We start from the raw sequence: 14,947 nt of genomic DNA on the forward strand, positions 1-14,947 counted from the left end.
GTTCAATCCGGGTTTGGCCCTAACGATGGTATCGTGGCAGTCACCTTCGACCTCTTCGGGACCCTCGTCGACGTCGAGTACCCGTCAGACCCGGCGGAAGCGGTCGCACGCGAACTGGAGTCCCGCGACGTGACGGTCCCCGACGACTGGCACGTCGCGTACGGCGAACAGCACGTCGAGGCGCCGGCCGGCGCGGAGGTCCCCCTCCCCGCCCACGTCGCCCGCGCGCTCGACTCGCGCGGCGTCGACGCGTCCCAGAACGTCGCCAGGCACGCCGTGATCGCGGCGTTCGACCCCGACGTGACCCGGCGCGACGACGCGCTCGACGCGGTCAGGGGCGCCGCCGAGCGCGGCCCGGTCGGCCTCCTCTCGAACTGCGCGGTCCCCGAGCTCGTCCCGCGGACGCTGATCCGCGCGGGGCTCCGCGGCGAGTTCGACGCGGTCACGACGAGCGTCGGCTGCGGCTGGCGGAAACCGCATCCCTCCGCGTTCGAGGCCGCGGCCGAGGCGCTCGGGACCGCCACCACCGGGCTCGTCCACGTCGGCGACGACGCCGAGACCGACGGCGGCATCGTCGCCGCGGGCGGCCGCTTCGTCGACGTGACGGAGACGCCGCTGTCCGAGGTCGTCGGCGAACTCGAGGCCGAGCCGTAGGCGGGGCCGACGGCGCCGAGCGGCCCCGTCAGTCGAAGCCGCGGTCCGCCAGCCGCGCGCGCCACGCCCCGTCGACCCGCCCCTCCGCGACCAGCTTCTCGACGTGCGCGGCGACCGTCGCCAGCGCGAGGTCCCGCACGCCGGAGAGGTCCTTCTCGTAGGCGCCGTCGACGACCGCGTCGAGGTCGGCGGCGCCGCGGTCGATGGCCGCGATCACGTCGCGCTCGCGCGCCAGCCGGTGGTCGATCAGCCGCTGACAGGTCGCCTGGGGATCGCCGATCGGCGGCCCGTGCCCGGGGAGCAAGCGGCCGTAGCCGGCGTCGCGGACCCGTTCGAGGCTCGCGAGGTACGCGGACAGGTCGCCCTCGGGCGCGACGACCGCGACGCTCCCCTCGGCGACGGCGAGGTCGCCGCAGCACAGCACCGCGCGCCCGGGGGCGTCCGGGTCGCCGGCCGCGAACGCGAGGTGGTCCGGCGCGTGCCCCGGCGTGTCGACGACGCGGACGGCGGTGTCCGCGACACGCTCGCCCGGCGCGACCGTCTCGTCAGGCTCGGTCCCGGTCGTCGCGGCGAACCGGTCCGCGTGTCCCTCCCGGGCGACGACGGTCGCGCCCGTCGCGGCGGCGTAGTCGGCGACCGCGCCGACGTGGTCCGGGTGGGCGTGTGTGACCGCGATCGCCTCGACGCCGCGATCGCCCGAGCCGCGCGCCGCGACCGCGGCGTCGAGGGCGTCGGTCCGGGCGGCCGGGTCCACGAGGAGCCCGTCGAGGAGGTACGCGTTGGTGGTCCCGCCGGGGGCGCGCGTGTCGACCGGGACCTCGACACGGGTGACCGCGGGGTCGCGGGACCGCTCCGCGTCGCCGGGGTCGTCTGGCGCCATCGCTCAGTCCCCGCGGCCGAGCGACGACCGCGCGGCCGGGCCGGGGCCGGATCCGCGTCGGTCGCGGCCCGGGATCGACACGTCGGTGTCGCCCGCGACCGCGTAGGCGGCGAGGTCGACGGTCCCGGGGGCGACCGCGTCGACGGCGTCTACGGAGTCGTACGGGCGACCGACAACGACGTCGCCGGCCGTGCTCCGGTTGATCCCGGGGATCGCCGTCAGCTCGTCCATCGACGCCGCGTTCACGTCGAGCGGGTACGGGACGCCCGTCACGGAGCGGTAGCCGTGGTCGGTGATCGCCACGTCGATGCTGGTGCCTAACTCGCGCTCGCCGGGGACCGCGACCAGCAGCGCGTAGGTGCCGAGCTGGCGCCCGAACGTCTTGCCGTCCTGGTGGTACTCCAGGTGGACGTCCGGGAGGACGGTCCCCGGCGGGACCACGCGGTCGAGCATCGGGTTGTCGATGGTCTCGCGCACCTCGCGCTTGTACGCCTGGAACTGGTCTTTGTGCTCCTGTGCGACCTCGGCGCCCGTCTCGGCCATCTCCGTGCCGGCGAACGCCATCACCTGCCGGATGTTGATCCGGCGGAGCATCAGCCCCTCGTCGTAGACGGTCTGGAGGAAGCGCTTGTTGTGCTCGTAGGTCTCCGGCCGCTCGCCGGTCAGCCCGTGAACGAGGTTGATCCCGGGGAGCAGCTTCGGCAGCCGCGGCGACGCGTCCGGACCGGTGGAGGGACCGGTTACGCAGGAGGCGTCGCCCGGCGTCGTCGCCGGGTCGTCGCCGGGGCGCCAGCCGCCCTCCTCGTTGACGACCCGGACGGCCTCCAGACACTCCTCGGCGGTGACGAGCAGGTTGTTCTCCTCCTGGACGACCGGGTCGGCCGATTCGAGCCCGAACGCGGCCGTGTCGCCGGGCGTGTTGTGCTCGGCGATGACGCGGATCGCCTCGCGGGACGCCTCGGGGTAGTCGGTGATCGTCACCGGGTTCATGTTGTCGAGGTGGAGCGTGCGGAGGTCGGGCGCGACCTCGCGGATCCCGCCGTACAGCTCGCGGAGCGCGTCGGGGTTCGGCGCCTCGCCGTCGCCGCCGAACGCGAGGATGTCGGCCTGCCGCCCGAGCCGGAAGTGCCTGACCCCGCGGTCCGAGAGCGCGTCGACCTCGTCGACGACCGACCGCGCCGCGCGGAACGCCGGGTCGCCGTACAGCGGCTCCGTACAGAAGGAACAGCGGTACGCGCAGCCCCGGGAGGTCTCCATCTCGCAGATGAGGTAGTCTGGGTGGTTCGGGTGTTGTTCGACGACAAACGCCCCCCGACGCGCCCAGCGGTCGACCTCCTCGTTCGTCCGCATCCGGTTTCCGTATCCCTCTAACCCCTCGCGGACGAGGTCGTGGGCCGCGGCCTCGACGTCGCCCATCGCGACGAAGTCGTAGTCGAGGTCGTCGCGCCGCGTCTCCTGTGCGCCCGCGTTCTCCTCGCCGACCCCGAACCGCACGGGACCCCCCAGGAGCGTCACGCCGTCCGCTGTCCAGCCGAGTTCGCGGACTTCGTCCGGCTCCGCGGGGGTGCCGCCGACGTACTTGCCGGGCACCGTCATCCCGCCGACGTACACCATCAGGTCCGCGTCCGCCACGTCGGCGTGCTTCGAGCGGTCCTCGCGGAGTTCGTCGATGGTGTGATACGTGATCTGCGACTCCGGGACGCCCGCGTCGACGAGCGCGCCGGCCGTGTACCGCGGGTACGTCGAGAGGTACGGCGGGACGCCGAAGTGGGCCGGCTCGTCGACGTACCCGTCGACGATGGTGACGGCGAGGTCGTTCGGGTCGGCCGGGAGCGACCCCCGGGCCGACGCGGGCGAATCGGTCATGTTACCTCCCGTAGTCGGCCGAGAGGGGAAAAGCGTGCGGAACGCTGGGGCGGGGCGCGCGGCGCGGGGAATTGTTTATGTCAGATTGGACGGAACGATGCGGTATGCCCTCTGAGACGGTCTCGGCCAGACTGCGCGTCGCGCGATACGTCGCGTTCGGCGGTGTCATCCTCCTCGCCACCGGACAGTTCTACGCCGCCGAGCCGCGTCCGTGGGGCGCCGCGGCCGCGTGGGCGGTCGGAACCGCCCTCGTCTTCGGGCCGGTCGCGTGGCTAGCCCGCGCCCGAGTCCCGGAGGAGCGCCGCGAGACGCTGACGTACGTCGCCGCGGGCGTGGGAATCCTCACCGCGTCCGTCTGTCTGGGCGTGTCGCTCGCGTTCGCTCCGGCGCTTTTCCCGTACGGCCCGGGCGTCTGGGCGGGAGCCACGCTCGGGGTCCTCGTCGCGTTGCTCGCCGAGCGAACCGTCGTTCCGGAGCGCATGCGCGGCGCCGGAGTCTGAGTCCCGCGCCGCACGTCTCGCGTCCACGGGACGCCGCCGCCACGCCGTTTAAGCCCTCGCCGACACAACTGGCGCGTATATGCCATCGACGATAGAGGTCAAGTGCGAGAGCGACGACTGCGAGCTTGACATGTTCGAGAACCACTACACGTACGACGTGCCGGAGGACCACGCCGTCGGGGACCTCTCGTGTCCGTACTGCGGCGGGAACGACCTCGTGGAAATCGAGGTGTAAGCCGTGGGGCGACTCGTCGAAACCGGTCGGTCCGCGCTCAGGAGCGCCCTCGAACGCGTCGGTCGCGGATTGGGGCGCGTCCAGGAGCGGCGCCCGCTCTCCACCGACCTCCTCGAGAGCGACGACGCCTACCTCGTCGTCTTCGACGCCCCCGGCGTCCGCGGCGAGGACGTCGACGTCACCTTCCTCGACCGCACCGTCGAGGTGAACCTCGAACGCTTCCGCGACTTCTACGACGGCTACGACCTCGTGTTCCCGGGCCGCGGCGTCTCGCTGTCCGGGCGCGTCGACCTCCCGCGCGACGCCGACGTGACGCCCGAGGGCGCGAACGCGACGCTCACGCGGAACGGGACGCTCCACGTCGAGATACCCAAACGCGGCGGGTCGAGGGACGTCGACGTCGTCGAAGAGAGCGACTGACTCCGCCTGTTCCGGCCCCGCTCGGCCGGGCTACTCCCCGTCCGTCCGGTTCGACAGCGACATCCCCTCCGTGACCTCGAAGGACTCGTCGCCGTCGAACCGCTCGGGGTCGAACGCGCCGATCCACGGCGAGTCCGGCGCGTCGACCGCGACGCCCGCGAGCGACGCGAGCACGCCCTCGGCGACCGTCTCGCCGATCGCCGGCGCGCGCATGAACCCGTGTCCCTGCCAGCCGGCGGCGACGAACAGGGTCGGGACGGCCTCCTCGCTCCGGTCGACCGGACCGACGAGCGGGTCGCCGTCGGGCGTCGCGGTACAGAGCCCGGCCCAGGCGAGCGCGTCGTCGAGGTCGCGGCCGGTCCGCGCCGAGCGACCGGGGGCGTCGCCGCGGGCGAGCCGCTCGTCAAGGACGGCCACGACGTCCTCGCGGAACCAGTCGTCCGCCTCGCGGCGGTAGTCGTCCGGGTCGGCCGGGACCGGTTCGGTGCCGTCGCCCGCGAGCAGCCCGTCCGGATGCGGGCGGAAGTACGCGTCCGCGGTGGCGTCGTAGACCATCGGACCGTCGTAGGCGTCCCGGGCCACGAGCGCCTGAACGCGGTAGGGGACGACCGGGACCGAGACGCCGGCGTCGGCGAGCAGCGAGCGCGTGTGCGCCCCGGCCGCGACGACGACCGCGTCGAACGCGCGCCGCTCGGCCGCCGGGCTCCCGCCGCCCGCGTCGTCGCGGACCCGTATCTCGCGTCCCGCGTCGGTCCGGGAACCGACCGCGACCGGGGTATCCGTCTCGATCGCGACGCCCTCGCGAGCGGCCCGCTCGCCGAGCGCGCGGACGTAGCTCGGGGGGTCCGTCCACCCCGCGCCCGCCGCGACCGCCGCGACTGCGAGGTCGTCGGTCCGGAGCGACGGGAATCGCTCGCCGAGCGCGTCGGGGTCGACGAGCGACACCTCGCGGCCGTGCTCGCGCATGCGGTCGACCATCGCCGGGACGGCGTCGGCGTCCGGGTCGCCCTCGCAGACCGCGATGACGTACGGGCACGCGGCGAAGGAGAAGCCGGGCAGCGAGCGGTCGAACGCGCGGAACCGTTCCAGCGCGCGGGCGCCGACCGCGGCGTCGACGTCCTCGGCGTAGGCGTCGTAGAGGAGCCCGGCCGCGCGCCCGGAGCTCCCGGCCGCGAGCTCGCCGCGCTCGAACAGCGTCACGTCGGCGCCGCGAGCCGCGAGGTCGTGCGCGGCGGTGACGCCGACCGCGCCGCCGCCGACGACCGCAACCGACGGGGCGGGCTCGTCTGCTTCGGTCATACTCCGTGACACGCGAGCGACGACGAAAAGCCACCGGGACGACGATTGCGTATACACTACTGCGGTGGCGCGTGCCTGCGAGCGGCCGGAGCGAAGCGGAGGCCGCGAGACAGCACGCGCGAGGGATGCCGTGAGTGACGGGCGACAGCAGGGAGCCCGGAACGAACGGCGAGGCTGGGGAGGTATGAGGCTGCTGTGCGGTGCGGGTGGGGTGGGACTCAAAGGGGCAGTCGCGAGGGTGAAGACGGGCGACGCAAGGACCGCAGGAGCGCGCGGAGCGGGCGACGAGGACCGCAGCGAGCCCATCGAGCCCTCGCGACTGGGGCTTCGGCGGTGTTCACCGCCGATCTGTCCTCAACTGCGTACAGCCGAGCGGCCGGAGCTTTGGAGGAGTGGCCTCTCGACCCGTAGCCCCACGGTGACGCGAATCCGGATCGAAGCTCGGCCCCTTGCCGTTCGTTCGGCCGGTGACACGCGTGTCCCCGCCCACGTTATACGCGTCGAACCCCACCTTCCGAACATGAATCAGCTCGTGAACGGCGAGTGGCGCACGGACACCTACGAGGCGACCGACGAGGAGGGCGCGTTCCAGCGCGGCGAGACCACTTTCCGGAACTGGATCGCCGGCAGCGACGTTCCGGAACACGTCGACGCGGAGCCGGACGAGCGCTTCCAGCCGGCGGCCGGCCGGTACCACCTGTACGTCTCGTACGCCTGCCCGTGGGCGCACCGAGCCCTGCTCGCCCGCTCCCTCCTGGGCCTCGAAGACGCGATCAGCGTCTCCGTCGTCGACCCGTGGCGCGGCGAGGACGGGTGGCAGTTCAGCCCGGAGAAGGACGGCTGTACGCGAGACCACCTCCGCGGCAGCGACTACCTCCGCGAGCTGTACGTCGAGGCCGACCCCGACGCCACCTGCCGGGTGACCGTCCCCGTGCTGTGGGACAAAGAGGAGGAGACCATCGTCAACAACGAATCGCGCGAGATCCTGCGGATGCTCTCGACCGCGTTCGCAGACCTCGGCAACGGCGCCTCGCTGCTCCCCGACGCCGACGACGACGCGGCCGTCGCGGACGTCGACGAGGCGATCACGGACATCTACGAGCCGATCAACAACGGCGTCTACCGCGCCGGGTTCGCCACCTCGCAGGAGGCGTACGACGAGGCCATCGACGACCTCTTCGAGGCGCTCGACCGCTACGACGAGTGGCTCGCCGACCAGCGGTACCTCGTGGGCGACTCCCTGACGGAGGCGGACATCTGTCTGTTCACCACCCTGGTCCGCTTCGATCAGGTGTACCACACCCACTTCATGTGCAACCGGAAGTTCGTCCACCAGTACGACAACCTCTGGCCGTACCTGCGCGACCTCTACCAGACGCCTGGCGTCGCCGAGACGGTGGACATGACCCACATCAAGGAGCACTACTACACCACGCACCCCGACGTGACCCCCTCGGGCATCGTCGCTCGCGGGCCCGACCTCGACTTCGAGGCGTCGCACGACCGCGAGCGGCTCGGCGGCGAGGCGCCGACGCCGGCCGCGGACGACTGAGTCGGCCGCGTCGCCGAAGAAATCGAAGAAATCGAGACGGGACGGTCGGGTCCGCTACCCTTCCATCCCGCCGAACGAGAGGCCGTCCTCGACGGAGCGCTGGGCGGCGAAGTAGACGATCGCCACCGGGAGCGCGAACAGGTTCGCGAACGCCGCGAACCGCGTCCACGGCGTCGAGAACCGGCCCTCGGTCGCGATGTTGTACAGCTCCACCGAGAGCGGGTAGTTCTCGGGGCGCAGCAGCGTCTGCGCGATGATGAACTCGTTCCAGCCGGCCAGCCAGACGAAGATCAGGACGACGGCGAGCCCCGGCTTCGTCAGCGGGAGGATCACTTCCCGTATCGTGTCGAGGAAGCTCGCGCCGTCGACCATCGCCGCCTCCTCGTAGGAGACGGGAATGTTGTCCATGTACGTCTTCAGCAGCCACGTGTTGAACGGGATCGCCGACGCGGCGTAGAAGAGCCCGAGGACGAACAGGTTGTTCGTGAGCCCGTAGGTGCTGAACAGCGAGTACAGCGCCACGAGCGTCGCGATAGACAGGCCGGCGCCGATCTGCGTAAAGAGGACGTAGCCGTAGAGGATGCGCTTGCGGCCGACGAACTTGCGGCGCGAGAACGCGTACGCCGCCGGGACGATCATCCCGAAGCCGGCCGCGAGCGTCACGCTGACGATGTAGAGGCTGTTGAACACGGCCCCGGGACCGGTCTCCGTGCCGGCCCACCGGAAGCTCACGAGCCCGTCCCCACCGCCGAGGACCAGCTGGGGGTACCCCCAGTCGCCGTCGACGAAGAAGAAGTCGGACTCGAATATCACCCACCGGTACGCGCCGAGGTTGTACGTCGACGGGTCCGGGAAGATGCCGCTCGTGTTGAACAGCCGCGACCCCTCCGCGAGCGACGCGGTCGTGATCCAGAACAGCGGGAACAGCAGCACGAGCACCATCGCGAGGCCGAACAGCGTCATCAGGACGCTCTTGGCCACGTCCCAGGCGCTGCGTTTCCCCGTGCGGACGTCGTATACCGCCCGCTGGATCACCACGACGAACCGCTTCGGCGCGGTCGCGAGGCCGATCAGCTTCGAGCGGACCAGCCCGACCGCGCCGGCGACCAGCGCGACCGCGGACTCGAGGGGGTTCATTCGTCACCCACCCCCTCGGCGAGGCCGCCGTAGCGCACGGCGACGTACATGAACAGCCCGACGAACCCGATCCCGACGATCAGGATCGCGGCCGACAGGCCGAACTGGTTGAACGTGATCGCCTCGCGGTAGCCGTACACGATGATCAGCTCGTTCTGTCTCGACGGCCCGCCCTGGTTGAACACCCACGGGATCAGGAACTGCTGGAACGACGTCGCGGCCGTGAGGATCGACGCGAACAGGACCGGCCCCTTGATCGCGGGCAGCGTCACGGTCCGGAACCGCTGGAGCGCTCCCGCGCCGTCGACCATCGCGGCCTCGTGGAGCGACTTCGGCACGTCCTGAAGGGCGCTCACGATGATGATCACCATGAACGGGTACGCCAGCCACACTTCGGTGGTGACGTACGCGAAGAACGCCTCCCAGCGACCGCTGAGGAACCCGACGGGCACGTCGAACAGCAGGGCCTGCGGGGCCGACAGCGACGACATCACGTCGTTGTACCGGCCCAGGATGGTGTTGAACACGCCGAAGCGCGCGTCGCTGAACATCCCGCGCCAGACGGTGATCGTGAAGATGCCGGGGAACCCCAGCGGGACGATCACCGCCGCGCGCATGTAGCGCTTGCCCGCGACCCGGACGTGGTTCAAGAGGAGCGCGATCCCGACCGCGAGGATCACCTTGATCACGAGCGAGACGGCGACGAACAGCCACGTCGTCGTCATCGACGTCCAGAACTGCGAGTCGCCGATCAGCTGGACGTAGTTCGCTAGCCCGATCAGCTCGGCGCCGCCGCCGATCACCGACCCGGCGAACGTCGCGTCGGTGAGCGAGATGTAGAAGAGGTAGAAGATGGGGTACAGCATGAAACTCGAGAAGAGCAGCACGCCGGGCGCGACGAGGAGCAGCCCCCAGTCGCGACTGGAGAACGGCAGCGCCGACCGCAGGCGCGCCAGTGCGCTCACGCCGGTTCCGGGTTGCGAAGAGGCCATCGCTCCGAGCGGTGCCTACAGCGCCTCCCGGATCTCGGAGGCTGCTTGGTCGAGCGCGGCGTCGCTGTCCTGTTCGTCGTTGAAGACGCGCTCCAACGCCTCCGTCACGGGCGTCCAGACGCTGTCCATGTCCGGGTGCGTCGGGATCGGGACGCCGTGGTCGACCTGCTTGGCGAACGCCTGGACCTCCGAGGAGAGGTCGCCGTTGCCAACGACGTCGGCTAGGACGGGGATGTACCCCTGTTCCGCGGCGTTGGTCTGGATGATCTCCTCGTTGGTGGTGTACCACTCGGCGAGGCCGGTCGCCGCGTCAACCGTGGACTGGTCGGCGTCGGCCAGCATCGACGAGAAGTAGAACAGCTGGATGCCCGAGTACGTGCGCGGGTGGTTCCCGTCGACGGTCGGCAGCGTCGTGACGCCGAGGTTCTCGATCGACTCCTGGAGGTTCCCGAGCTCCCACGGGCCGTTGATCGCGAACGGCGCGAGGCCGTCCGCGAACGCCACGATCTGCGACTCGTAGCCGGGGTCGGCCGGGACGTACTGCGACACCGTCTCGAGGGCGTCCATCCCGCGCTTACACGCGTCGCTGTCGACGCCGACCTCGAGGTTCTGCTCGTCGAAGATGTTCCCGCCGTACGCCTGGATGAACCCGCTGGCGAAGTACGGGTCCGTCACGGGGTACGAGAGGCCGTACTGGCCGTTCTCGGGATCGTGGTGCTCGTCCATGATCGAGACCATCTCCTCTAAGGTCTCCGGCGGCTCGTCGACCATGTCCTTGTTGTAGAACAGCGTAACGGTCTCGGAGGCGAACGGGAGCCCGTAGAGCCCGTCGTTGAACTGCGCCGCCTCGCGCGCCGCCTGCGTGTAGCTGTCGAGCGAGACGTCGACGTCGTCGCTCGCGTCGTAGAGGAACGGCGGGTCCTCGCGGACCGCGAAGCGGCCGACCCAGTCGTGCGCCCAGATCCACGAGTCGGGACCGTCACCGGCCGGGATCGCGGTTTCGAGCTGCTGGTCGAGCTCGCCGCCGGGCGCCTCCTTGTTGATGGTGTTGCCCGTCTCCGACTCGTACTGGTCGATGTAGTCGGTCATCGCCTCGTCCTCGGCGTCGGAGAGGTCCGTCCACAGCCGCGCGGACCCGGTGTTTCCGCCGTCGGATCCGTCCGACCCGTCGGATCCGTCCGACCCGTCCGATCCGTCGGACCCGTCGCCGCCGTCACCGCCGTCGCCGCCGGTGCTGATACAGCCCGCGAGCCCCGCGAGCGCAGTCGTTCCCCCCATCGCCTTGAGCAGCGTTCTACGTTTCTCGTTCATGAGTCCAGAACAAATGATGAATTATATTTTCATACATTTAGTGTTTGGGGTACGTTCCGATCGATCGGGATCGATCCGCGTCGACCGAGTCGTTCGACGATCGACTCGACCGAGTCGGGAGCGCCGTTTCCGCTCGTGAGGGCTGTCTCCGCCCGATTCTGCCGGAACGACCGATCCGGACGAGGAAATGCGGATATTTGAGAAGAGATTGTTCACCATATATCAGGGAAACAGCAAAGAACTCATATGCAAGCGGACCGGTCTTCAGGGAAATGGCACGCGTCACGCTCGACACGCTCCGGAAGGAGTTCGACCGAGGAACCATCGTCGCCGTCGACGACCTGGACCTAGAGATCGACGACGGCGAGTTCGTGACCGTCGTCGGGCCGTCGGGGTGCGGGAAGACGACCACGCTCCGGATGGTCGCGGGGCTCGAAGAGCCGACCTCCGGCACCGTCAGCTTCGACGACGAGGACGTCACCGACATCCACGCGAAGGAGCGCCCGGTCGCGATGGTGTTCCAGAACTACGCGCTGTACCCCCACAAGACGGTCCGCGAGAACATGGCGTTCGGGCTCAAGATGAGCACCGATATGACGACGGAGGAGCGCCACGAGCGCGTCCGCGAGATGGCCGAGATGATGGGCATCGAGGACCTGCTCGACGACAAGCCCGACGAGCTCTCCGGCGGCCAGAAGCAGCGCGTCGCGCTCGGCCGCGCCATCGCCCGCGAGCCGGAGGTGTTCCTCTTCGACGAGCCGCTCTCGAACCTCGACGCGAAGCTCCGCACGGAGATGCGCGCGGAGATCCAGAAGCTCCAGAAGGAGTTCGGCGTCACCGCGATGTACGTCACCCACGACCAGGAGGAGGCGATGACGATGGGCGACCGCCTCGCCATCCTGAACGACGGGAAGCTCCAGCAGGTCGGCGCCCCCACGGAGGTGTACCAGAACCCGGTCAACGAGTTCGTCGCCGGCTTCATCGGCTCGCCGTCGATGAACTTCCTCGACGTCGACGTGGAGACCGACGGGACGACGGCGACGATCCGGGACGAGGCGTCCGGGCTCGCGTTCCCGCTCAGCCGCGACTACGTCGCGGGCCACGACCTCGAGAGCGGCCCGTACACCCTCGGTGTCCGCCCCGAGAACATCGGGGTCGTCGAGCGGCCGACGGGCGAGGAGACCCTCACGGCGACCGTCGAGGTCGTCGAGCCCATCGGCTCCGACAACTACGTCCACCTCGACGTGAGCGAGGACTTCCTCGCGCGGTCGCCCGCGGACGTTCAGCCCGAGGCCGGCGACGAGGTCGGCGTCACCTTCGACGAGGCGGACCTCCACCTGTTCGACCCCGAGACCGGCGAGGACGTGTTCCTGACCGAAGAGGAGATCGCGGCCGCGGTCGCTTAGGGACGGTCGATGTTCGGCGATCGCGGCGGCGTGTGAACCGATCGTTCGTACTTTCTCGCCGAATCGGAGACGGACGCTGTTAGCTCCGCTGCTCGGTATGAACCCGCCGTTTCGGCAGACCACCGCCGAACCCCGGGCCGCGACGACTCGATGCGCTCGGTGCGCTCCTTGACCGCCTGCCGACCGCTCGGAGGCGCGCGCCACCGCGGGTTTGTATATAGATCGAGCCGCGTCGCGGCGAGTCCTCCGTCTCGCGTCGCCGCCGACAACGGCTTGAAGTGCGCGCTCGTCGGACGGTCCGTACGCATGGAGCCGCCAGACATCGAGCGGTTGGACGAGCGGACCGTCCAGCGGATCGCGGCCGGCGAGGTCGTCGAGCGGCCCGCGAGCGTCGTGAAGGAGCTGGTCGAGAACAGCCTCGACGCGGGCGCGAGCCGCGTGGCGGTGTCGGTCGAGTCCGGCGGGACGGAGGGGATCCGCGTCCGCGACGACGGCGTGGGGATTCCCGAAGACCAGCTGGAGGCGGCCGTCGCGGAGCACGCCACCTCGAAGATCGGCGATATCGAGGACCTCGACCGCGGCGTCGGCACCCTCGGCTTCCGCGGCGAGGCCCTGTACACCGTCGGCGCCGTCTCCCGGCTGACGGTGCGGTCGCGCCCCCCGGACGCCGAGGCCGGCGCGGAGATCACCGTCGAGGGCGGCGACGTGGGCGAGGTCCGGCCGGCCGGCTGCCCCGCGGGCACGACCGTCGAGGTCGACGACCTCTTCTTCAACACGCCCGCCCGCGAGAAGTTCCTCAAGCGGACGGCGACGGAGTTCGACCACGTGAACACGGTCGTGACGAGCTACGCGCTCGCGAATCCCGACGTGGCGGTCTCCTTAGAACACGACGGGCGGGAGACGTTCGCGACCGAGGGGAACGGCGACCTCCGGTCGGCCGTCCTCGCGGTCTACGGCCGCGAGGTCGCCGAGTCGATGATCGACGTGGACTGGACGCCCGAGGCGGGAGAAGCGGGCGGTACGGCCGACGCCGACGACGCCCCGGTCGAGCGCGTGACGGGACTCGTCTCGCACCCCGAGACGGCGCGCTCGACGCGCGACTACCTCTCGACGTACGTCAACGGGCGGTACGTCACCGCGAGCGCGCTCCGGGAGGCGACTCTCGACGCCTACGGCGGCCAGCTGGCGCCCGACCGCTACCCGTTCGCGGTCCTCTTCGTCGAGGTCCCGGCCGGCGACGTGGACGTGAACGTCCACCCCCGAAAACTGGAGGTCCGGTTCGACGAGGAGCCGGCGGTCCGCTCGGCGGTCGAGACGGCCGTCGAGGACGCCCTCCTCGACCACGGGCTGATCCGCTCGACGGCGCCCCGCGGGCAGTCGGCGCCCGACGAGACCGCGGTCGCCCCGGAGACGCCCGACGTCGAGGCCGTCGGCGGCGCGGACACCGACCACGAGCGCGCCGCGCGCGAGGGGCGCGAGCCCGCGGCCGAGTCCGCGGCGTCGGGCGACCCGGCGGAGGCCGGAGGCGGCTCGGAGGACGCTCGCGACGACGAAGTCCTTGGGGCCGACGAGGACGCCGCCCCGGCCGACGAGGACGCGGCCGAGGGCGGCGACGACTCGTCGGCGCCGACAGAGCTGGACCCCGCGGACGACGCGGCGTGGTCGGTCGACGGGCTGGGCGGCGAGGGCGCGTCGACGGACGGATCGGCCGGCGAACAGGCGGATCCCGGGCGCACCGACGCGGGCGGCGACGCGCGCCCGTCCCCGCGGGACTGGCAGTCGGACCCCGCGGACCGCGACGACGAGTCGACGACGCAGACCGACGAGGTCGCGGGGGCGACCGGTGACGCCGCGGAGACGCTGACCGACGCGGCCGCCCGGGGCCCCGATTCGCCGGACGGCGAGTCGCCGACCGAGCGGGCGCCGGTCGGCGACGGACCCGACCGCGGCGCGGCGGCCGGCGAGGAGGACCGAACCCCCGCGGAAGAGTCGTCGCGGGCGCGCCCCGCGACGCGGCAGCGGACCCTCGGCGGCGAGGGGACCGAGCGCGAGCGCGAGTTCGACTCGCTGCCCTCGCTGCGGGTGCTGGGACAGCTCCACGAGACGTACGTCGTCGCCGAGGCGTCGGACGGGCTCGTGCTGATCGACCAGCACGCGGCCGACGAGCGGGTGAACTACGAGCGGCTGAAGGCGGCGTTCGCGGACGGCGCGGACGCGCAGGCGCTCGCGGAGCCGGTCCGCATCGAGCTGACGGCGCGCGAGGCGGCGCTGTTCGAGGAGTTCGTCGACGACCTCGCGGGGATCGGGTTCCGGGCCGAGCGCGCGGGCGACCGCGAGGTCGCCGTCACGGCCGTCCCGGCCGTCTTCGACGCCGCGCTCGACCCCGACCTCCTGCGGGACGCGCTGTCCGCGCTGGTCGACGACGCGGCCGCGGGCGACGAGCCGGTCGCCGACGCGGTCGACGAGCTGCTCGCCGACCTCGCCTGTTACCCCTCGGTGACGGGGAACACCTCGCTCACCGAGGGGCGCGTCGTCGACCTCCTCGACCGGCTCGACGCCTGCGAGAACCCCTACGCCTGCCCGCACGGGCGCCCGGTCGTGATCCGGCTCGACCGCGAGGAGATCGGGTCGCGCTTCGAGCGCGACTACCCGGGCCACGGCGGGCGACGCGCGGAGTAGCGTCCGCCGAGAGCGC

13 protein-coding genes are annotated in these 14,947 nt (G+C 71.2%); 7 read left to right on the forward strand and 6 right to left on the reverse strand.

Annotated elements, in window-relative coordinates; all coding sequences use genetic code 11:
• The first annotated feature begins 33 nt into the window (after positions 1-33).
• Positions 34-654: an HAD family hydrolase gene (locus AMR74_RS08425; RefSeq protein WP_053771630.1), complete on the forward strand. Its 621-nt coding sequence runs from the start codon at positions 34-36 to the stop codon at positions 652-654.
• 28 nt (positions 655-682) lie between these two features.
• Here the strand turns inward: AMR74_RS08425 and AMR74_RS08430 are convergent, their stop codons facing one another.
• Positions 683-1,534 carry an MBL fold metallo-hydrolase gene (locus AMR74_RS08430; protein ID WP_053771631.1) on the reverse strand — a complete coding sequence of 284 codons (852 nt, stop codon included), beginning with the start codon at positions 1,532-1,534 and terminating at the stop codon, positions 683-685.
• A gap of 3 nt (positions 1,535-1,537) precedes the next feature.
• Positions 1,538-3,400 carry a radical SAM protein gene (locus AMR74_RS08435; RefSeq protein WP_053771632.1) on the reverse strand — a complete coding sequence of 621 codons (1,863 nt, stop codon included), beginning with the start codon at positions 3,398-3,400 and terminating at the stop codon, positions 1,538-1,540.
• Between the two features lie 104 nt (positions 3,401-3,504).
• Between AMR74_RS08435 and AMR74_RS08440 the strand changes: the two genes are divergently transcribed.
• From AMR74_RS08440 to AMR74_RS08445, 3 genes are all read left to right on the forward strand, one after another.
• Positions 3,505-3,900, forward strand: a complete 396-nt coding sequence (locus tag AMR74_RS08440) for a hypothetical protein (protein ID WP_053771633.1) — start codon at positions 3,505-3,507, stop codon at positions 3,898-3,900.
• A 79-nt stretch (positions 3,901-3,979) separates the two neighbouring features.
• On the forward strand, positions 3,980-4,135 hold the full coding sequence (locus AMR74_RS19070; protein WP_167551899.1) for a DUF7559 family protein: 156 nt from the start codon (positions 3,980-3,982) through the stop codon (positions 4,133-4,135).
• Positions 4,136-4,138: 3 nt separating this feature from the next.
• Positions 4,139-4,555, forward strand: coding sequence for an Hsp20/alpha crystallin family protein (locus AMR74_RS08445; protein ID WP_053771634.1), 417 nt, complete (start codon positions 4,139-4,141; stop codon positions 4,553-4,555).
• 30 nt (positions 4,556-4,585) lie between these two features.
• On the opposite strand, the gene AMR74_RS08450 is transcribed toward AMR74_RS08445, so the two are convergent.
• A complete protein-coding gene (locus AMR74_RS08450; protein ID WP_053771635.1) occupies positions 4,586-5,854 on the reverse strand; it encodes an NAD(P)/FAD-dependent oxidoreductase in 1,269 nt (422 codons plus the stop codon).
• Between the two features lie 520 nt (positions 5,855-6,374).
• Here AMR74_RS08450 and AMR74_RS08455 point away from each other — a divergent pair.
• Positions 6,375-7,406, forward strand: coding sequence for a glutathione S-transferase family protein (locus tag AMR74_RS08455; protein ID WP_053771636.1), 1,032 nt, complete (start codon positions 6,375-6,377; stop codon positions 7,404-7,406).
• A 54-nt stretch (positions 7,407-7,460) separates the two neighbouring features.
• On the opposite strand, the gene AMR74_RS08460 is transcribed toward AMR74_RS08455, so the two are convergent.
• From AMR74_RS08460 to AMR74_RS08470, 3 genes are read right to left on the reverse strand one after another with little or no spacing between them, the layout of a single operon-like run.
• On the reverse strand, positions 7,461-8,543 hold the full coding sequence (locus AMR74_RS08460; RefSeq protein WP_053771637.1) for a sugar ABC transporter permease: 1,083 nt from the start codon (positions 8,541-8,543) through the stop codon (positions 7,461-7,463).
• Positions 8,540-9,535 carry a carbohydrate ABC transporter permease gene (locus AMR74_RS08465; RefSeq protein ID WP_053771638.1) on the reverse strand — a complete coding sequence of 332 codons (996 nt, stop codon included), beginning with the start codon at positions 9,533-9,535 and terminating at the stop codon, positions 8,540-8,542. The genes AMR74_RS08460 and AMR74_RS08465 overlap by 4 nt, the downstream gene beginning before the upstream one ends.
• A gap of 15 nt (positions 9,536-9,550) precedes the next feature.
• Positions 9,551-10,846 (reverse strand): extracellular solute-binding protein, encoded by a 1,296-nt coding sequence (locus AMR74_RS08470; RefSeq protein WP_240471139.1) that lies wholly within the window; start codon positions 10,844-10,846, stop codon positions 9,551-9,553.
• Positions 10,847-11,118: 272 nt separating this feature from the next.
• Here AMR74_RS08470 and AMR74_RS08475 point away from each other — a divergent pair, with 272 nt between their 5' ends.
• Both AMR74_RS08475 and mutL read left to right on the forward strand, forming a co-directional pair.
• On the forward strand, positions 11,119-12,252 hold the full coding sequence (locus AMR74_RS08475; RefSeq protein ID WP_053771639.1) for an ABC transporter ATP-binding protein: 1,134 nt from the start codon (positions 11,119-11,121) through the stop codon (positions 12,250-12,252).
• A gap of 306 nt (positions 12,253-12,558) precedes the next feature.
• Entirely contained in the window at positions 12,559-14,931 is a 2,373-nt protein-coding gene (gene mutL / locus AMR74_RS08480) for a DNA mismatch repair endonuclease MutL (protein ID WP_053771640.1), read from the forward strand.
• Positions 14,932-14,947 lie beyond the last annotated feature (16 nt).

Origin of the sequence: Halorubrum tropicale (assembly GCF_001280455.1) — an archaeon.
Taxonomy (GTDB): domain Archaea; phylum Halobacteriota; class Halobacteria; order Halobacteriales; family Haloferacaceae; genus Halorubrum; species Halorubrum tropicale.